This is a genomic window from Nocardia sp. NPDC004340, from assembly GCF_053602575.1.
Genome location: NZ_JBSGDW010000016.1, coordinates 40,342 through 59,045, shown reverse-complemented (window position 1 = coordinate 59,045; position 18,704 = coordinate 40,342). Strand labels below are relative to the sequence as shown.

Sequence of the window (18,704 nt, the reverse complement as noted above, 5' to 3'; positions counted from 1 at the left end):
CATCGGCGCGCTCGCTGGTAGAGGCACCCGCCACCGAGCGCCCCGGACCGGTGAACACACGGTGACGGGCATGCTTCCGGCCGTGGTCTTCCGCACGGCGGAATATTGTCCGAGACGCGCTTTGCGTAGGCTTCCGGTGTGCAGAGATGGCGAAGCCTCGAGGAGATGCCCGCGGACTGGGGCCGGTGTGTCCTCACCATCGGGGTGTTCGACGGCGTGCACCGCGGGCATACCCAGCTGATCAGCCGCGCGGTGAAATCCGCTGCGGTGCGCGGCGTTCCGTCGGTGCTGATGACCTTCGACCCGCATCCGGTGGACGTGGTGCGCCCGGGAACGCATCCGCCGCAGCTGTCCACCCTGGACCGGCGCGCGGAACTGGTCGAGGAACTCGGCATCGACGTCTTCGTGGTGATGCCGTTCACCCGCGACTTCATGAAGCTCACCCCCGAGGAGTACGTCGAGGAACTGCTGGTGAACCGCCTGCACGTGTCCGAGGTCGTGGTGGGTGACAACTTCACCTTCGGCAAGCAGGCCGCCGGCACCCTCGACACCATGCGCGAGCTGGGCAACCGCTACGGCTTCGAGGTCGACGGCGTGCAGCTGCTGGGCGAGCACGCGGTCACCTTCTCCTCCACCTACATCCGCGGCTGCCTGTCCGAGGGCAATGTGGGCGCCGCCGCCGAGGCGCTGGGCCGCCCGCACCGCGTCGAGGGCGTGGTCGTGCACGGCGACGGCCGCGGCAAGGGCCTGGGCTTCCCGACCGCCAACGTCGCCCCCACCATGCACGCCGCCATCCCCGCCGACGGCGTCTACGCGGGCTGGTTCACCGTCCTCGAGCCCGGCGACCCGCTGGCGGGCGAACGCCACATGACCGCCATCTCGGTCGGCACCAACCCGACCTTCGACGGCCGCAACCGCACCGTCGAGCCCCATATCCTCGACTTCGACGCCGACCTCTACGGCAAGCACGTGGCCGTCGACTTCGTCGAGCAGCTGCGCGGCATGCGCAAGTTCGAATCGATCGAGGAACTGGTCGAGGCCATCCGCCGCGACTGCGATCAGGCCCGCAAGGTCCTCGGCGGCGAAGTCGAGGAGTAGGGCACGCCAGGGCCGATTTCCGCGACACCAGGTGCTCCGGTAAGCTGGCCCGTCGGGTTTGCTGCGGTCCGCGGTGGCGCCCAACCGGGTTTTCCCGGTCACTTCCGAGCGCGGTCTGAAACAAGGAGTATCTGTGGCTCTCACCACTGAGCAGAAGTCGGCCATTCTCGCCGAGTACGGCGTCCACGAGAAGGACACCGGTTCCCCGGAGGCGCAGATCGCGCTGCTGTCGAAGCGGATCGCCGACATCACCGAGCACCTCAAGAAGCACAAGCACGACCACCACACCCGCCACGGTCTGATGGCGCTGATCGGTCGTCGCAAGCGGCTGTCGAAGTACCTGCAGGACAAGGACATCAACCGCTACCGTTCGCTGATCGAGCGTCTCGGCCTGCGTCGCTGAATTCAGTGGCGCTCTCTCGGTCCGCCGAGGGATACTCTCTCGGCCAGCCGAGGGACTTGACCTCTGTTCGCAGAGGTAGTTGACGAACCGGCCAACGGGGAGGCATAGAATCCTTCTCGTTGGCCTTTCGTATATGTGGCCGGAGGTTCCCCACGAGGGGGAACACGGCCGGGTATACGCCAACACGAGCCGTATGCACCCGTCGCGTGGCGTCGGTCTTCGGTAGTGGCTTTTCGGGGCGCGAAGTATGAGATGAACCATGCGCGCCCGGAGGGCTTCGATCGATGACCGCCTCCGCGTCGCCGTATCCAAGGGGATACCGGCCGGGTGTGCGTTGCGGCAGCCACGAGGGCTGCCACGCGCCCATGCCGGGTACGGCTGCCTGCCGGTGGGCACGTGAACGAACACGTGCCGGATCCGGCGAAGACGAGAGGTTGAGATAACAAAGATGTCCGACACCCAGACCAGTTCCGCCGCCGAGGTCGAGCCCGGCGTATTCGAGTCCGTCGCCCTGATCGACAACGGCGCCTTCGGTACTCGCACCATCCGTTTCGAGACCGGCCGCCTCGCCAAGCAGGCCGCGGGTTCCGTCGTCGCCTACCTCGACGACGAGACCATGCTGCTCTCGGCCACCACGGCCTCCAAGCAGCCCAAGGATCAGTTCGACTTCTTCCCGCTGACGGTGGACGTCGAGGAGCGCATGTACGCCGCGGGCCGCATCCCCGGCTCGTTCTTCCGTCGTGAGGGCCGCCCCTCCACCGACGCGATCCTGACCTGCCGCCTGATCGACCGGCCGCTGCGCCCGTCCTTCGTCGACGGCCTGCGCAACGAGATCCAGGTCGTCGTGACCGTCATGTCGCTGGATCCGAAGGATCTGTACGACGTGGTCGCGATCAACGCCGCCTCGGCGTCCACCCAGATCGCGGGCCTGCCCTTCTCCGGCCCGGTCGGCGGCGTGCGCGTCGCCCTGATCGAGGGCCAGTGGGTCGCCTTCCCGACCGTCGAGCAGCTCGAGAACGCCGTGTTCGACATGGTCGTCGCCGGCCGCGTGGTCGACGGTGACGTCGCCATCATGATGGTCGAGGCCGAGGCCACCGACAACGTGCTGGCCCTGATCGCCGACGGCGCCTCCGCCCCGACGGAAATCGTTGTGGCCGAAGGCCTCGAGGCCGCCAAGCCGTTCATCGCCCGCCTGTGCAAGGCGCAGGCCGACCTGGCCGCCCTGGCGGCCAAGCCGACCGAAGAGTTCCCGATCTTCCTGCCGTACCAGCCCGACGCCTACGAGGCCGTCGAGGGCACCGCCAAGCGTGAGCTGAACGAGGCGCTGTCCATCGCGGGCAAGCAGGAGCGCGACGAGCGCATCGACGAGATCAAGCTGGCCGTGCTCTCCGAGCTGGCCGAGTCCTTCGCCGGTCGTGAGAAGGAGCTGGGCGCTGCCTTCCGCTCGGTCACCAAGAAGCTGGTCCGCCAGCGCATCCTGACCGACAGCTTCCGCATCGATGGTCGTGGCCTCGCGGACATCCGCGCGCTGTCGGCCGAGGTCGCCGTGGTGCCGCGCGCGCACGGTTCGGCGCTGTTCGAGCGTGGCGAGACCCAGATCCTGGGCGTCACCACCCTCGACATGGTGAAGATGGCGCAGCAGGTCGACTCGCTCGGCCCGGAGACCTCCAAGCGCTACATGCACCACTACAACTTCCCGCCGTTCTCCACCGGTGAGACCGGTCGCGTGGGTTCGCCCAAGCGTCGCGAGATCGGCCACGGCGCCCTCGCCGAGCGCGCCCTGATGCCGGTGCTGCCCTCGCAGGAGGAGTTCCCCTACGCCATCCGTCAGGTGTCGGAGGCGCTGGGCTCCAACGGTTCCACCTCGATGGGCTCGGTCTGCGCCTCGACCCTGTCGCTGCTGAACGCCGGTGTGCCGCTGAAGGCCCCCGTCGCTGGTATCGCCATGGGCCTGGTGTCGGACACCGTGAAGAACGACAAGGGTGAGGACGAGGTCCGCTACGTGGCCCTCACCGACATCCTGGGCGCCGAGGATGCCTTCGGCGACATGGACTTCAAGGTCGCCGGTACCCGCGACTTCGTCACCGCCCTGCAGCTCGACACCAAGCTCGACGGCATCCCGTCGCAGGTGCTGGCCGGCGCGCTGAACCAGGCCAAGGACGCCCGCGACACCATCCTGGACGTGATGGCCGAGGCCATCGCCACCCCGGACGAGATGAGCCCCTACGCTCCGCGCGTCACCGCCATCAAGATCCCGGTCGACAAGATCGGCGAGGTGATCGGACCCAAGGGCAAGGTGATCAACCAGATCACCGAGGACACCGGCGCCAACATCTCCATCGAGGATGACGGCACCGTGTTCGTCGGTGCGACCGACGGCCCGTCGGCGCAGGCCGCGATCGACGCGATCAACGCCATCGCCAACCCGCAGCTGCCGAAGGTCGGCGAGCGCTTCCTGGGCACGGTCGTCAAGACCACCGCCTTCGGCGCGTTCGTGTCGCTGCTCCCGGGCCGCGACGGTCTGGTCCACATCTCGAAGCTGGGCAACGGCAAGCGCGTCGCCAAGGTCGAGGACGTGGTCAACGTGGGTGACAAGATCCGCGTCGAGATCGCCGACATCGACAACCGCGGCAAGATCTCGCTGGTTCCGATCGACGAGGATTCGGACAACTCCGCGACCTCTGCTGCGGTCGACGCGAACGCAGAGTAATCATTTCTCTGTGACGAAGAAGCAGTCCGCGGTGCGCGCGGGTTCCGCGCGCACCGCGAAGGACTCCTCGCAGAACAACGCCCCCTTGCTCCGCAACCTGGAGCAGGGGGGTTCTGCGCTGGCGATCGACCGGAACGAGTCTCCCGCAATGGATATCGGAGTGCGCCGGACCGTCCTGCCCGGCGGCCTGCGGGTCGTGACCGAGCACGTGCCGGGCGTGCGCTCGGCCTCGATCGGGGTATGGGTCGGTGTCGGTTCGCGCGACGAGGGCCCGACCGTGGCCGGCGCCGCGCATTTCCTCGAGCATCTGCTGTTCAAGGCCACGCCCTCGCGCTCGGCCCTGGACATCGCCGAGGCCATGGACGCGGTCGGCGGCGAGCTCAACGCCTTCACCGCGAAGGAACAGACCTGCTACTACGCCCACGTGCTCGACGAGGACCTGCCGCTGGCGGTGGACCTGGTCAGCGACGTGGTGCTCAACGGGCTGTGCCGCAGCGACGACGTGAACGTGGAACGGCAGGTCGTGCTGGAGGAGATCTCCATGCGCGACGACGATCCCGAGGACCTGGTCGGCGATGCCTTCCTGACCGCGCTGTTCGGCGATCACCCCATCGGACGTCCGGTGATCGGCAGTGTCGAGACCATCGAGGCCATGGGCGCGCACCAGCTGCGCTCGTTCCACCTGCGCCGCTACCGGCCCGACCGGATGGTGGTCGCGGTCGCGGGCAATATCGAGCACGAGCACGTCGTCGAATTGGTGTTCCGCGCCTTCGAGAATCGGCTCGAGTCCGGACTGGAGCCGGCGCCGCGCCGCGAGGGCAGGTTCCGGCCGCGCGGCAATCCGGAACTGCTGCGCATCAACCGGGACAGCGAGCAGGCGCACCTGGTGTTCGGCACCCGGGCCTTCGGCCGGCACGAGGGTGAGAAGCGCTGGCCGTTGTCGGTGCTCAACACCGTGCTCGGCGGCGGCCTGAGTTCGCGGCTGTTCCAGCGCATTCGGGAGGAGCGTGGGCTGGCGTACTCGGTGTACTCCAGTGTCGACACCTTCGCCGACACCGGCGCGTTCTCGGTGTACCTGGGCTGCCAGCCCGAAAACCTCGGTCGCGTAGCCGCTCTGGCGCACGGCGTGCTCGAGGAGGTGGCGGCCGATGGCATCACCGACGCCGAATGCGCTCGCGCCAAGGGTTCGCTGCGCGGGGGACTGGTGCTGGGGCTCGAGGACTCCGGATCGCGGATGAACCGCATCGGGCGGTCGGAGCTCAGCTACGGCAATCACCGCAGTGTGTCCGAAACCCTCGCTCGCATCGACGAAGTCACCACCGAGGAGGTGTCCTCGATCGCGACGAGCCTGCTGGCGCGACCGTTCGGGGCGGCGGTGGCCGGACCGTACCGGCGCACCCGCGACCTGCCCGCATCCGTGCGGAATCTGGTCGGCTGAAATACTTACTCGGCGGTAATCTCCAGCCGCCGGTGAGGTATGCCCGTTTGTGGCTATGATCACCTCGCCGGAATGGGAGGGGTCGTGGTCGAACCAGGTGAGAACTTCGCCGGGTATGTCATCGAACGTGAGCTCGGACGCGGCGGGATGGGTGCCGTGTATCTGGCACGCCATCCACGCCTGCCGCGTTGGATCGCACTGAAGCTGTTGAACGCGGAGTACCACGGCGACAGCGAGACTCACGCTCGATTCGAACGCGAGGCCGACCTCGCGGCCCGGCTGAATCACCCCGGTGTGGTCACCGTCTACGACCGCGGCGTCGAGGACGGGCGACTGTGGATCGCCATGCAGTACGTCGACGGCATCGAAGCCGAATCGGTCACCGACATGACCGCCGAGCGCGCCGTCGAGATCGTCGCCGCCACCGCCGACGCCCTCGACTACGCGCACCGGGTCGGCGTGCTGCACCGAGATGTCAAGCCCGCCAACATCATGCTGGCCCGCGAGACCCGCGAACAGCAGGCGGGCGTGCTGCTCACCGACTTCGGCATCGCCCGACTACAGGAGGACACCGGCCGCCTCACCGGGTCCGGCTCGGTCATGGCGACCCTGGCCTACGCCTCCCCGGAACAGTTGCAGAACCAGCCGGTCGACCACCGCGCCGACCAATACTCCTTGGCCTGCACCCTGTTCCGCCTGCTGACCGGGGTGCCGCTCTTCCGTGCGAACGACCTCGGCGCGATCGTCAAAGCCCACCTGTACGACAACCCGCCCCCGATCGCCAGCCTGCGACCCGACCTCCCCGCGACCCTGGATCCGGTCCTGGCCCGCGCCCTGGCCAAGAACCCGGACGACCGATACCCGACCTGTTCGGACTTCGCGGCGGCCGCGCAACGCGCGCTGGCCGAGGGGACCGAGGTCGAGAGCTCACACGCACCGCGCCGCAGAGACGCGGATCCGTCCGCGCGGCGGCCCGCCGGGCCGGCCACCGGCCGCCGGGGGACCCGGAACACGCCGGGTTCGCGAGCGGCACAAACGGATTCACCGGCGGGTCGATGGCAGCAATCGGACCCCAGCGCGGTGCGGCGGGGGCAACAGTCCACTACGCCGCCACCCTGGCCCGGGCAGCAGTCCGACTCCTCGGGGACGCGGCGGGGCCAGCAGTCGAACACGGCGCCACCCCGGCCCGGGCAGCAGTCCGACACGTCGGGGATGCGTCGGGTGCAGCAGCCGGACACACCCGCGGTCTGGCCGGGCCAGCAGTCCGAGGCGTCGGGGGCGCGACGCGGATCGCAACCGGATTCCTCCGCGCGCCGAAGACATCCGTCGGAGACCACCGGCGCACGGCGCGTGCACCCGTCGGAGACCACCGGCGCGCGACGTGTCCATCCCTCGGAGACCACGGGGGCGCGGCGAGTCCATCCCTCGGAGATCACCGGAGCCCGGCGAGCGCACCAGCCGGACGCCACCGGGGCGCGGCGGACGTCGCCGTCGGAAACGACCGGGGCGCGGCGGATTCCGCAATCGGCGGCGGTGCGTTCGGGCCGGCTGACCGACATTCCCGCCCTGTCCGGGCCGCGCACGGACCGGCATCAGTCGCCGCCACCGCGCATGACCGCTCCGGGTACTGGCCGGTGGCTGGGCGGCCTGCGCATGCTGGTGGTGATGAGCGTGGGCCTGGCGGTCGCGCTCGGTGTGGTGGTGTTCGTGATGAGCCCGTCCGGCCGCGGCGCCAAGCCGAAGGCGGCCGCCGCCGAGATCGCCCAGATCAGTGCGGCTTTCCCGGGACTGGTGCCGCGCTCTCCGGAACTGGGCTCGGGATTCAACTCGGCCAGCTGCCGCGTGGTCGACCACGACACCAAGGACTTCCTGCCGCCCTTCGCCTTCGAAGGCTGGGCCGCGGCCTGGGACTGCCAGTACTCCGCCGACCACGAAGTCCGCGAGTACATCGTCTTCGCCTACGATTCCGCCGCGGTGGCGCGTTCGGCGGCCCGCCGGATCCGCCCGGCCGGAAGCGCTTTGGAGGATCTGACCTTCAAGGAGTTCTGCGGCGCGAAGCAGTACGTCAACCACCGCTTCGACGCCACCCCCGACGTCCCGTCCACGGTCTTCGCCACCTCGTTCTTCGACGACCCCAAGCGCGACAAATTCCTCATGTACACCCGCGGCATCCCCACCACCCCGACCGGCGTCATCGACTGGTGGAAGTCTTTGCCGCTCACCCAGTCCTGACCCGTCGCGGGCGAGGGGCCAGCGCCACCGAAGTGGCGCGTGGTCGAAACCTTCACGGGCGCGGCCAGTTTCCCGCGCCCCGTCGACACCGTCCGGGAAGTTGGCGGCTGTCCTTCGCCGAGCAGTAGTCAGCGCGCGGTCGATCGCCTGGCGCGGCGGGGCGCGCTACTCCGGCGCGTGTTCGCGGTTCGCGGCGGCGAGGACGGCGGGGAGCAGGCCCGGGAGGGCGGCGTCGAGGTCGTCGGCGCGGAGGCGTAGGTGGGTGTTGCCGTCGATGGTGACGCGTTCGGTGACGCCGGCTTCGCGGAGGATCTTGAAGTGGTGGGCGGCGGTGGACTTGCTGACGCCGTCGTAGGTGAGGCCGCAGCGCAGGGGGGTGCCGGCGTCGGCCAGGCGGCGGACGATTTCCAGGCGGACGGGGTCCTGGAGGGCTCCGAGCACCGCGGGGAGCGGGGCCACGGCGGGCAGCGCGTCGGTGTCGGTCATGACCTACCTCACGGGAAAACTAGTTTGATAACTGTCGAACCTTGGATACGGTGAGTTCGATAAGATTCAAACTTACCTGATGGAGGCCGGCATGGCATCGGCAACGGCGGTGGAGACCGACGCGGAGCAGGGCACTCAGAGCTGGGCGTACGCGCTCGTGCTCGCGGCCAGCGGCGTCGCACTCGGCGTCTCGGGGGCACCGGCCCCGCTGTACGGGCTCTATCAACGCAGCTGGCATTTCTCCCCGCTCACCACGACCTTCGTCTTCGCCGTCTACGCGGTGGCCGCGCTCGGCGCGGTTCTGGTGTCGGGCCGGATCTCGGACGTGGTGGGTCGCAAGCCGGTCCTGCTCGGCGCGTTCGCGACCATGATCGTCGGCCTGGTGGTGTTCCTGCTCGCCGACAATGTGGCCATGCTGCTGCTGGCGCGGGCCCTGCACGGGGCCGCGGTCGGCGCGATCGTGGTGGCGGGCGCGGCGGCGCTGCTGGATCTGCGGCCGCAGGCGGGCGCGCGCTCGGGCCAGCTGTCCGGGGTGGCCTTCAATGTCGGTATGGCCGTGGCGATTCTGGGCTCGGCGGTGCTGGCCCAGTACGCGCCCTATCCGCTGCGGACCCCGTACGTGGTGATCACGCTGGTGTGTGTGCTCATCGCGGCCGGTGTGCTCGCCTTGCGCGAGCCGCACGGGGCGCGTGCCCAGCAGCGCATCACCATCGCCAAACCGGCCGTGCCGCAGGAGATCCGCGGCGACTTCTGGTTCTCCGCGCTCGGCGTGATGGCGGCCTGGTCGGTGCTGGGCGTGCTGCTGTCGCTGTACCCCTCGCTGGCCTCGGCCGAGACCGGCATCCACAACCTGGTCTTCGGCGGCGCGGTGGTGGCCTCCACGGCGACCGCGGGCGCGCTGGCCCAGGCCGTGGCGGGCGGGATTCCGGCGCGGCGCGCGGCCATCGCCGGTGACATCGGCATGGCGATCGCGCTGCTGCTCACCATTCCGGCGCTGAACACCCACAACTGGGTCCTGGTGCTGCTGGCGGGTTTTGCCCTGGGCGGCACCTTCGGTCTCGGCTTCGGCGGGTCGCTGCGGCACCTGTCCAATGTGGTGCCGCAGCACAAGCGCGGCGAGACCATGTCGGCCTACTACCTGCTGGCCTACTCGGCCATGGCGGTGCCGACCGTGGTCGCGGGCTGGGCGGCCACCACCTGGGGCCTGAGCACCGTGTTCCCGTGGTTCGTCGCGGTGGTCGCGCTGGCCTGCCTCGGGGCGGCCGGAATCGGCCTGCGCCGCAATGTGGAAGCGGCCACCGCGGCAGCGGCCTGAACGGTCGCCCGCTTCCTGAATGGTCGGATCCGCGTCCGCCCGGTGACCCCCTGGTCGCCGGGCGGACGCGGCATTCCGGGCGAAACGATTTGGTGTGCCCGGTTTTTCGGGTGCGCGAAGTCGGGGTGGAATTGCCGCATCCGATGCGTGACGCGTCCCGGATCGCTATTCTTCGGCTATGCGGCGGTGGAGGTTCGGTGGGGTGGTGAGCCGGACGGTACACCGGTCGGGTCTGTTGGTGTCGGTGCTGGCCGCGGTGGCGGGCGGGCTCGCCATCGCGGGCCTCACCTGGTGGGGGCTGTGGCGGTTCCTCGGCGCCAAGGCCGAGACGCCGAATCAGCTGGACCTGAGCCGGATTTCGCTCGCGGTGGCGGCGGGCATCGGCGGCGCGGTCGCGCTGGTGGTGGCCTACCGCAAGCAGCGCGACGCCGAGCGCGGCCGCTTCGCCGAGGTCTTCGGGGCCGCCGCCGGTCAGCTCGGCGACCCGGATGTGGCGGTCCGCATCGCCGGGGTCTACGCCATGGCCGGGGTCGCCGACGAGTTCTCCGCGCGCTGGCGGCGCCAGCAGTGCGTGGATGTGCTGTGCGGCTACCTGCGGCTGCCGTATCAGCCGGAGGAGGGCGCCAGTCACCTGGTCTCCAAGTCCCAGCGCATCGAGGACCACGGCACCGCCGTCGAGCGCGTGTACACCTACCGCCAGAACGACCGGCAGGTCCGCGACACCATCGTCCGGGTGATCGCCGAACACCTGCGCCCCTCGGCCGAGACCCGCTGGAGTTCCTGCGATTTCGACTTCACCGACGCCGTCTTCGAGAACGCCGACTTCCGCTACGCGGTCTTCGCGGGCCGCAATACCCGCTTCACCAACGCCATGTTCCTGAGTGGCCGCACGGTCACCTTCGAGCAGGCGCGGTTCCTCGGCAAGCGGGTCACCTTCCGCGGGGCCATCTTCCGCAGCGCCGCCGTCTTCGACAAGGCGATCTTCACCCACACCGCCGTGCACCGCGCCGACCGTGACGACACCGCCGCGACGTTCGCCGAGGCCACCTTCGGCAGCGGCGGCAGCTTCGAGGGCGCCGAATTCCGGGGCACGCGAACGGCGTTCGACCGCACCACGTTCGCGGGGGAGCGGACCAGCTTCGCCAATGCCGTCTTCGCCGCCGATCAGACCACCTTCGAGCGTGCGGTGTTCGACGGTGACCGCATCACCTTCACCGGCGCGGAATTCACCGGCGCGCGAGTCACCTTCGCCGATTCCCGCTTCTACACCGAGTCCAGCTCCTTCGACTGCGCCCACCTGGGCACGCAGATCCGCTGGCGTACCGGCCGCACCCAGGAAGTGTCGTTCGCGCGCACCGAGTACCACGGCACGGTCTCCTTCGCCGACACCGTCTTCGGGGGCCGCAAGGTGGTCTTCGCCGGGGGTGACTTCTTCGGCGACATCTCCTTCCGCCGTGCCGCCTTCGATGCCCGCGAGGTCAGTTTCGACCGCCCGAAGGCGTGGGTCGGCGTCCACTTCGACTGGGACGAGAGCCCCGCCACCAAGCCGTCGCATATCTCCCCGACGCCGTGGCCGCCGGTGCTGGCCGAATCCGCCTCCGAACTCGCCTCCTGAACCAACCGCGGGCCCGTCGCCCGTTTTGCCCGGAACTCGGCCGTGGGATAGCTTGCAGACGAGCGGAGTTGAAGGGGTTGGGTGGTGGGGAGCCACGGCGTCGGTTGGGTTGTCGCGGTAGCGGTTCTGCTGTTCTGCCTGGCCGCGGCCCTCGCGAGCCGGGCTGATGCGGCACCGAAGCGGCGGGTGAGCGCCCTGGCGCTCGCGGCGACCGGCTGGATTCTCGTGTTCGCCGCGGTGATGGCCACCCTCTCACCCATGACCCGGGAAGCCGTCGCGGGCAACCCGATCGGCGTGCCGCCCGAACTCGTGCAGGCCGGGCAGCCGACCACCTCGGCCAAACCCACCGCCCCCGATCCGATGGCGTCCCTGAAGCCGGGGGACTGCGTCGAGGTCCCCATCGAGCGAGCCAAGGACGCGTCGGGCGCCCCGACCTGGAAAGCGGGCACACCCGAACCGTCGGACTGCAATTCGGTGGACGCCAACTACCGGGTGCTGCAGAACGGGCCCGACCCCTGCACCGACCCGCTCTACACGCTCGATTCCGCCCCCAAGGACAAGACCGGCAAGCCGCGCTACCACCTGTGCCTGACCTTCGACTGGCGCACCGGCGTCTGCTACGACACCACCGCCATGGAGACCCCGTCGAAGGTCGACTGCGCGACATCCGGCGAGCACATCGTCCAGGCCACCGCGGTGCTGGCCAATGCCACCTCGGGCACGTCCTGTCCCCGGGACGGCCGCGGCGCGGTCTGGGTGATCTGGCGCAAGCTCGAACTCACCGTGTGTTTCCGCGGCGGTGACAACCCGGGGAACTGACGCGTCAGCGCCGGGCGCCGACGGTGATGACGTCGGGGATCAGCCACGACGGCAGCGGCCGCGCGACCTTGCGCTGATCGACGACCTCGAAACCGGCGTCGGTCAGCAGCTTGCGGGTCTCGCGCGGCGACGGCGCGTGCGCGGGGAAGCGCGGGCTGCGGGTCAACTGCTGGATCGGGCGCGATGCCGCACCGGAGGGGTGCATGGTCGCGATGGCCACCATGCCGCCGGGCGCCAGCACCCGATGGAATTCGCGCAGCGCGGCCGGATGGTCGAAGAAGTGGAACGCGCTGGTGGTGACGACCGCGTCCAGTGCGCCGTCGTCGAAGGGAAGATGCTCGGCCGCGGAATGCCGCCACTGGACTTGGGCCGAGCGGGCGCGGGCCTGCTCCAGCATGCCCGCCGAGGCGTCCACGCCGTAGACCGCGTCGGGCCGCAGTTCGCGGTGGATGCGGGTGGTGAGAATGCCGGTGCCGCAGCCGATGTCGGCGATCCGGCGGGATCCGGCGGCGCGCAGCTCGGCGATCATCTGATCCTGCGGCGGTCGGTAGACGAGGTGTTGCAGGGCGGCGGTGTCGTAGGCGCGGGCGACATTGCCCCAGAACCGCGTCACCACATGGTTGAAGGCGCGATTGCCGGTGGTCAGCGAAGTGGTCATGTGTGCTCCTGTCCGGCTCCATGGAAACAGATTCCGGACTGTCTGGGAAGGTGCGATGGAGTAGCGTCGGGCGCATGAGGATTCGTGGTGCCGTCCTGGAACAGATCGGGGCGTCGACGCCCTTCGCCGACTCGAAGCCGATCACCATCAGCGAGCTGGACCTGGGCGAACCCGGCCCGGGCGAGCTGCTGATCCGGATCGAGGCGGCGGGCCTGTGCCATTCCGACCTGTCCGTGGTGGACGGCAATCGCGTCCGCCCCGTCCCCATGCTGCTGGGCCACGAGGCCGCGGGCCGCATCGAGGCGCTCGGCCCCGGCGACTCCGACCTGGCTGTCGGCCAGCGCGTCATCATGACCTTCCTGCCCCGCTGCGGCTCCTGCGCGGGCTGCGCCACCGACGGCCGCACCCCGTGCGAGCCCGGCAGTCTCGCCAACAATGCGGGCGAACTCCTCGCGGGCGGGCGGCGTTTGCTCCGCGACGGCGTGGAGGTCCATCACCACCTGGGCGTGTCCGGGTTCGCCACCCACGCCGTCGTCGACCGCCATTCGGTGGTGCCCGTCGACGACGACGTGCCCGCGGAGGTGGCCGCCGTCCTCGGCTGCGCCGTCCTCACCGGCGGTGGCGCACTGCTGAATTCGGCCAAGCCCGGCCCGGAGGACCGCATCATGGTGGTCGGTCTCGGCGGCGTCGGCATGGCCGCGGTGCTGGTGGGCGCCGCCCTGCGCGCGAGCACCGGTCAGGAGGTCATCGCGGTCGACACCGTCCCCGAGAAGCTGAAGACCGCACTGGAACTCGGCGCGACCGCCGCCTACACCCCACAGCAGATCGCCGCCGACAATATCCAGGCCGCAGTCGTCATCGAGGCCGCCGGCAACATCCGCGCCTTCGAAACCGCCGTGGCCGCAACGGCTCCCGGCGGCACCACGGTCACCGTGGGCCTGCCCGCCCCCGACGCCCGCGCCAGTATCTCCCCGCTGGCCCTGGTGGCCCAGGGCCGCACCATCGTCGGCAGCTACCTCGGTTCCGCCGTCCCGTCCCGCGACATCCCCGAATTCGTCCGCATGTGGCGCGAGGGCACCCTCCCGGTCGAGCGCCTCGTCTCCTCCCGCATCCGCCTCGACGAAATCAACCACGCCATGGACGAATTGGCCGCCGGCCACGCCCTCCGCCAGGTCATCGTCTTCGACTGACGCGGGGGTCTTCCGCTCCCACAGGGCAACCCGCCGCGGGCCGGTGGTCCCCGGCGGGCCGATCAGGTCACCCGAAGGTCGGGGTGACCGTGATCTTGCTGCCGCTCTGTGAGGTGCCGCCGTACCAGCAGACCGACGGTTGCCCGGACTGGTCGACCGCGTTGCCGTAGTAGACGTTCTTGCCGGCCTTCGGCGCGTCGGTCTACCACCAGCAGGCGGTGACCTGGGGGATCAGCTTGTCTCGCAATTCCTGATACCGGTTCCGTCCTGAACTAGAACGTGTTCTAATTTGGCCATGAGCGGATTCGTGGAAGGCCAGGTCGACCCGGCATTCCGGGCGGTGCGGGAGGTGTTCGAAGCGAGCTTCGCGGACGGGTGGAACGCGGGCGCGGCCGTGGCCGTGTTCGTCGACGGCCGCCCGGTCGTCGACCTGTGGGGCGGCCTCGCCGACACGCGCGCCAAGCGGCCCTGGCTGCGCGACACCCCGGTGGTCACCTACTCGTGCACGAAGGGCGTCACCGCCACCGCCGCGCTCCTGGTGGCGCACGAGCGCGGCGTCGGCCTGGACGATCCGGTCACCGACTGGTGGCCGGAATACGGTGTCGGGGGCAAGGATTCGACGACCCTGGCCGATCTGCTCACCCATCGAGCGGGTCTGCCCGTCTTCGAGCGTCCCGTCTCCACCGCTGACGCGGCGGACCAGCGGGCGATGGCGGCCCGGCTGGCCGAACAACACCCGGTGTGGAAGCCCGGCACCGAACACGGCTACCACGCCCTGACCTTCGGCTGGCTGCTCGGCGAATTCGTCCGCCGCCACACGGGATTCACGGTCGGCGAGTACGTGCGCCGGAACTTCGGCGACCAGCTGTGGATCGGCGCGCCGCCCGAGATCGCGGAACAGGCCGCCCGCGTGGGCGCTCCGCCCGCCGCCGACCAGGCGTGGACCGACCCCGCCCCGATCAGCGCCGCGACGGTGGCCGAGATGGCGCGCGCCTTCCGGGACCCGCAATCGCTCGCGCTGCGCGCCTCCACCAACCCCCTGGGCTCCTACAACAATCCGGAGGTGCTGGCCGGCGGCTGGCCCTCGACCGGACTGGTCACCACCGCCCGCGCCCTGGCCCGCTTCTACGCCGACCTGGCGGCCGGTGACCTCCTGCCCGCGGATGTCCTCGCCGACGCCGTCCGTGAGCGTGTGCGCGGCCGCGACGCCGTGCTGACCCTGGAGAGCGCCTTCGGCCTGGGCTACATGCTGCCCTCGGAGAACATGATCCTGCCCGAGACCGCCCGCCCCACGGCCTTCGGTCATCCCGGCGCGGGCGGCGCGATCGGCCTGGGCGACACCGCGAATCGGCTCGCGATCGCCTTCACCCCGAACCTGCGCCGCGACTGGCTTTCCGGAGACCGCCGCGCCTACAACCTGATCGACGCGGCCTACGGCGCGCTGTGAGCGCCGTGGACCGCGTCGAATCCGGTGAACCGGCCGAATCCCGGTGACCTACTTGACCGTCAGCGTGACCTTCTTGGTCTCGGTCTTGGCGGGCAGCTTGGTGGTGTCGACCGCCAGGATCTCGCCGCTGTCCTGAACCCCGTTGGGCAGGATCTTGGCCTTGAGCCCGAACGGCGGCTGGTCTCCGGTGAGCCCCTCGATGCCGAAGTCGCTGTCGTTGGAGATGTAGAGGGTCTTGCCGTGGTCGTTGGTGGCCACGCCCTCGATCTTGTCGTGGCCGAAGAACTTGCCGTCGGCGTTGAGGCCGTCCAGCAGTCCGCCCAGGTCGAGGTTGGCGGTCTTGGCGACCGGCGTGATGCCCGCCTTCTTCAGCGCGGCGATGCCGTCGGCGGTGGTGACGGTGCCGACGTAGACCTCGAGCGGCTTGCCGTCGATCAGCAGGCCCTTCTCCGGGTCGTACTGCGCGCCGGGGACTTTGGCGTCCGGGCCGATGTCGGTGGCGCCGGCGATGTCGACGGTCCACAGCTTCTTGTTGGCCTTGGGGGCCTTGTTGCCGTCGCGCTCGTCGACCAGGAAGGTGGTGTTGGACAGCGCGGTGATCTCGGAGATCGCCAGCTTCTCCTTGGGCGACTCGAGCGGCAGCGCGAACTCCTTGACCGCCTTGGTCTTCAGGTCCACGGTGACGATGCGGGTCATCGGGGTCTCCCGGGCATTGGTGACGCCCGGCTCGTTGAGCGCGCTCTGGATGACGCCGACCAGGGTGCTGCCGTCGGGGGTGACGGTCAGGCCCTCCATGCCCTGGTTCGGGGTGCGGAACGCGAGTTCCTTGGGCAGTCCGCGGCCCGGCGCGAGCCGCTCCAGCTCCGCGCCCTTGGCGTCGAAATGCACCATGAACGGGCCGTATTCGTCGGAGATCCAGAAGGTGCCGTCGGCGAGCGCGACCAGGCCCTCGCTGTCGATGCCGTGATCGGTGGGCGGCAGCACCTTGCCGGTCAGGTCCTTCATGGTCTCGCCGGTGGTGGCGGAGGTGTCGACCAGGCCGTTGAAGGGCTGTCCGGCCGGGTTCTTCAGCAGGATGGTGGATTCCACCACCGCCTTATTGCCGACCAGCTTGAATTTGGCGATCTGCGGGGTGAAATCCGGGACCGGTGCGATCTTCTCGTTCTTGCCCTTGCCGTCCACGTTCGGGCCGCGGTCGGTGAGCCCGTAGAACTCGTCGGTGGAGCCCGGGACCGGGGTGAAGGCGGAGCCGTAGGCGCTGGCCTGCACCGGAACTCCGCCGAACTCGCCGATCGGCGGGATGTCGGTGGTGAACAGGCGGACCGCGTCGGTAGTGGTGACGGTGATGGAGTCCGAACCGGTGTACCCGGCCGCGGGGGTGTACACCAGCGCGCCGTCCAGGCGCCGGCTCAGGGTGCCGTGCTGCGGGTCGGCGACCGCGACGGCGGCGTGGCCCCCGGTCTTGTCCAGCAGCTGGTCCAGCGAGATCACCAGCGGCTGGCCGGCCGTGGCGGTGAAGTCGGCGGAGTCGGATCCGGAGGAGCAGGCGGCGGTGACGGCGGCCGCGCCGACGACGGCGGCGACGGCAGCCCGGCGGGCAACGGGACGAATTCTCACGAGAGATGCCTATAGGTCCGATCCGTCGCCGGGTTGGCCGTCACCTGAACACCTTCCGCCGAGCTCGTGAACCGGCCGCGCGTCAGGATCGGGTCTGCTCGGGCTCCCAGCCCGGCGGGGCGAAGATGTAGCCGAGCTTGTCGCGCCAGTTCGAGGTGCTCCGCACGTCGCGCACGATCTTGGCGTATTCGCCGTACTGCAGTGTCAGCAGATTGTAGGTGCCCACCGGCTTGGTGAGACCGTAGGTGGGACGCTGGATCTCGGGTTCGAAGGTGCCGAACATGCGGTCCCAGATGATGAGCATCCCGGCGTAGTTCTTGTCCAGGTACTGTGCGTCGCTGCCGTGGTGCACGCGGTGGTGGGACGGGGTGTTGAAGACGAGTTCGACCGGGCCCCAGAGCTTTCCGACGGACTCGGTGTGGGTGAAGAACTGGTAGATCAGGTTGATCGTGAAGGCGATGTAGATCGTCCAGGGCGTGAAGCCCAGCAGCGGCAGCGGCGCCCAGAAGATGGCCTCGGTCCACGGATTCCACTTCTGCCGCAGGGCGGTTCCGAAGTTGAAGTACTCGCTGGAGTGGTGCGCCTGATGCGCCGCCCAGCCGATCCGCACCCGGTGCACGAAGCGGTGGTTCCAGTAGAACGCGAAGTCGAGGACGAGCAGCAGCAGCGCCCAGCTCCACCAGACATCGGTGGGGAGGTGCCAGGGCGCGACATAGGTCCACAGGAAGACGAACAGCACCAGCGTGCCCGCCTTGAAGAGTGCGCTCGACACCAGCGAACCCACGCCCATGCTCAGGCTGGTCCGGGTGTCGCGGGCCAGGTATCCGGTGGCGTCGTGATCGTCGCGCAGGGCCAGCGCCTCGGCGCCGATGGACAGTAGAAAGACGGGGACCGCGTACAGCAGCGGTGTGTTGATCTCATGCCAGACCTGCGAAAACATCGAACCTCCTCGAATTGCCCAATTCGTAAGTTACCAATTGGTCAATTCGAGGACAAGAGGCCGATTCGGACATCCTGGGTTGGCTGGGTCAGGTGAGGGCGGAGAACAGCCGGCTGCTGCGGGCGACCATGGCCTCGGCCGTCTCGCCGGGGTGGCTCAACCACCAGTCCACGAGCGCGGCGACCACGCCGGTCCAGACCGCGCGCAGCGCCGACAGATCCTGCGGATCGGTCAGGCCGTGCAGCGACACGAACGCCGACACGCCCCGATCGGCCTGCGCCGAGATGCGGGCGCGCGCGGCCAGTGCCGCCTCGGCCGCGGGGCCCTCGTCCGGATGCGACTGGTCCTGCACGACCTTCCAGTCGTGCGGGCGCGGTTCCAGGACCGTGAAGATCGCAGCGAGCGTGCGTTCGGCCATATCGAGTGAGGCCGGGCCGGTGAAGGCCGCGTCGATGGCGTCCCCGAGCACCGCCGAGGCCCGCTGCACGCACGCCACGTACAGCCCGTCCTTGGAGCCGAAGTAGCCGTACACCAAGGGTTTCGACACCCCGGCCGCCGCCGCCACCGACGCGGGGGACAGGCCCGCGTAGCCGACCCGGGCGATCTCCGCGGCGGCCACGTCGAGAATCTGCGCCTCGCGTTCGGCGCGCGGGACGCCCTTGGTTCCGGCTGTGGATCGCACCCTCGAAAATTACCACCCGGTCAATTCGACCGGCCCGTGGTCACCGGCCTGTGG

At 69.6% G+C, this 18,704-nt stretch carries 15 protein-coding genes; 10 read left to right on the top strand and 5 right to left on the bottom strand.

What is annotated here, in order from left to right; genetic code table 11:
• The first annotated feature begins 138 nt into the window (after positions 1-138).
• The 5 genes from ACWEOI_RS33760 to ACWEOI_RS33740 all read left to right on the top strand — a co-directional run bounded on the left by ACWEOI_RS33760 (position 139) and on the right by ACWEOI_RS33740 (position 7,881).
• A complete protein-coding gene (locus ACWEOI_RS33760) occupies positions 139-1,098 on the top strand; it encodes a bifunctional riboflavin kinase/FAD synthetase (RefSeq protein ID WP_433672225.1) in 960 nt (319 codons plus the stop codon).
• Positions 1,099-1,231: 133 nt separating this feature from the next.
• Entirely contained in the window at positions 1,232-1,501 is a 270-nt protein-coding gene (rpsO, locus tag ACWEOI_RS33755) for a 30S ribosomal protein S15 (protein ID WP_213556830.1), read from the top strand.
• A gap of 448 nt (positions 1,502-1,949) precedes the next feature.
• Positions 1,950-4,211, top strand: coding sequence for a polyribonucleotide nucleotidyltransferase (locus ACWEOI_RS33750; protein WP_452362207.1), 2,262 nt, complete (start codon positions 1,950-1,952; stop codon positions 4,209-4,211).
• A 148-nt stretch (positions 4,212-4,359) separates the two neighbouring features.
• A complete protein-coding gene (locus tag ACWEOI_RS33745; protein WP_452362241.1) occupies positions 4,360-5,649 on the top strand; it encodes a M16 family metallopeptidase in 1,290 nt (429 codons plus the stop codon).
• Positions 5,650-5,733: 84 nt separating this feature from the next.
• Positions 5,734-7,881: a protein kinase domain-containing protein gene (locus ACWEOI_RS33740; protein WP_452362206.1), complete on the top strand. Its 2,148-nt coding sequence runs from the start codon at positions 5,734-5,736 to the stop codon at positions 7,879-7,881.
• A gap of 165 nt (positions 7,882-8,046) precedes the next feature.
• Here ACWEOI_RS33740 and ACWEOI_RS33735 read toward each other — a convergent pair whose 3' ends face one another.
• Positions 8,047-8,367, bottom strand: a complete 321-nt coding sequence (locus tag ACWEOI_RS33735) for an ArsR/SmtB family transcription factor (RefSeq protein WP_379278789.1) — start codon at positions 8,365-8,367, stop codon at positions 8,047-8,049.
• 91 nt (positions 8,368-8,458) lie between these two features.
• Between ACWEOI_RS33735 and ACWEOI_RS33730 the strand changes: the two genes are divergently transcribed.
• From ACWEOI_RS33730 to ACWEOI_RS33720, 3 genes are all read left to right on the top strand, one after another.
• On the top strand, positions 8,459-9,682 hold the full coding sequence (locus ACWEOI_RS33730; protein WP_452362205.1) for an MFS transporter: 1,224 nt from the start codon (positions 8,459-8,461) through the stop codon (positions 9,680-9,682).
• A 205-nt stretch (positions 9,683-9,887) separates the two neighbouring features.
• Positions 9,888-11,297 (top strand): pentapeptide repeat-containing protein, encoded by a 1,410-nt coding sequence (locus tag ACWEOI_RS33725; protein WP_433672229.1) that lies wholly within the window; start codon positions 9,888-9,890, stop codon positions 11,295-11,297.
• Positions 11,298-11,381: 84 nt separating this feature from the next.
• Complete coding sequence (locus ACWEOI_RS33720; RefSeq protein ID WP_452362204.1) at positions 11,382-12,116, top strand: LppU/SCO3897 family protein; 735 nt, start codon at positions 11,382-11,384, stop codon at positions 12,114-12,116.
• A gap of 4 nt (positions 12,117-12,120) precedes the next feature.
• Here ACWEOI_RS33720 and ACWEOI_RS33715 read toward each other — a convergent pair whose 3' ends face one another.
• The gene (locus ACWEOI_RS33715; RefSeq protein WP_452362203.1) at positions 12,121-12,774 is read right to left on the bottom strand and encodes a class I SAM-dependent methyltransferase; all 654 of its coding nucleotides are present in this window, start codon (positions 12,772-12,774) and stop codon (positions 12,121-12,123) included.
• A gap of 74 nt (positions 12,775-12,848) precedes the next feature.
• On the opposite strand from ACWEOI_RS33715, the gene ACWEOI_RS33710 reads away from it, so the two are divergent.
• Together ACWEOI_RS33710 and ACWEOI_RS33705 are read left to right on the top strand one after the other, a co-directional pair.
• Entirely contained in the window at positions 12,849-13,964 is a 1,116-nt protein-coding gene (locus tag ACWEOI_RS33710; protein WP_452362202.1) for an alcohol dehydrogenase catalytic domain-containing protein, read from the top strand.
• Positions 13,965-14,259: 295 nt separating this feature from the next.
• On the top strand, positions 14,260-15,411 hold the full coding sequence (locus ACWEOI_RS33705; RefSeq protein WP_452362201.1) for a serine hydrolase domain-containing protein: 1,152 nt from the start codon (positions 14,260-14,262) through the stop codon (positions 15,409-15,411).
• Between the two features lie 48 nt (positions 15,412-15,459).
• Here the strand turns inward: ACWEOI_RS33705 and ACWEOI_RS33700 are convergent, their stop codons facing one another.
• The 3 genes from ACWEOI_RS33700 to ACWEOI_RS33690 all read right to left on the bottom strand — a co-directional run bounded on the left by ACWEOI_RS33700 (position 15,460) and on the right by ACWEOI_RS33690 (position 18,650).
• A complete protein-coding gene (locus ACWEOI_RS33700; protein WP_452362200.1) occupies positions 15,460-17,028 on the bottom strand; it encodes an esterase-like activity of phytase family protein in 1,569 nt (522 codons plus the stop codon).
• A gap of 82 nt (positions 17,029-17,110) precedes the next feature.
• Positions 17,111-17,968 (bottom strand): sterol desaturase family protein, encoded by an 858-nt coding sequence (locus ACWEOI_RS33695; protein ID WP_452362199.1) that lies wholly within the window; start codon positions 17,966-17,968, stop codon positions 17,111-17,113.
• Positions 17,969-18,056: 88 nt separating this feature from the next.
• Positions 18,057-18,650, bottom strand: a complete 594-nt coding sequence (locus tag ACWEOI_RS33690; protein ID WP_379278778.1) for a TetR/AcrR family transcriptional regulator — start codon at positions 18,648-18,650, stop codon at positions 18,057-18,059.
• Positions 18,651-18,704 lie beyond the last annotated feature (54 nt).

Bases quoted from the DNA above. Each gene is read 5' to 3' on its own strand.
- ACWEOI_RS33750 (WP_452362207.1), top strand. From the start codon at position 1,950: ATGTCCGACACCCAGACCAGTTCCGCCGCCGAGGTCGAGCCCGGCGTA.
- ACWEOI_RS33745 (WP_452362241.1), top strand. From the start codon at position 4,360: ATGGATATCGGAGTGCGCCGGACCGTCCTGCCCGGCGGCCTGCGGGTC.
- ACWEOI_RS33735 (WP_379278789.1), bottom strand. From the start codon at position 8,367: ATGACCGACACCGACGCGCTGCCCGCCGTGGCCCCGCTCCCCGCGGTG.
- ACWEOI_RS33730 (WP_452362205.1), top strand. From the start codon at position 8,459: ATGGCATCGGCAACGGCGGTGGAGACCGACGCGGAGCAGGGCACTCAG.
- ACWEOI_RS33715 (WP_452362203.1), bottom strand. From the start codon at position 12,774: ATGACCACTTCGCTGACCACCGGCAATCGCGCCTTCAACCATGTGGTG.
- ACWEOI_RS33710 (WP_452362202.1), top strand. From the start codon at position 12,849: ATGAGGATTCGTGGTGCCGTCCTGGAACAGATCGGGGCGTCGACGCCC.
- ACWEOI_RS33705 (WP_452362201.1), top strand. From the start codon at position 14,260: ATGAGCGGATTCGTGGAAGGCCAGGTCGACCCGGCATTCCGGGCGGTG.
- ACWEOI_RS33695 (WP_452362199.1), bottom strand. From the start codon at position 17,968: ATGTTTTCGCAGGTCTGGCATGAGATCAACACACCGCTGCTGTACGCG.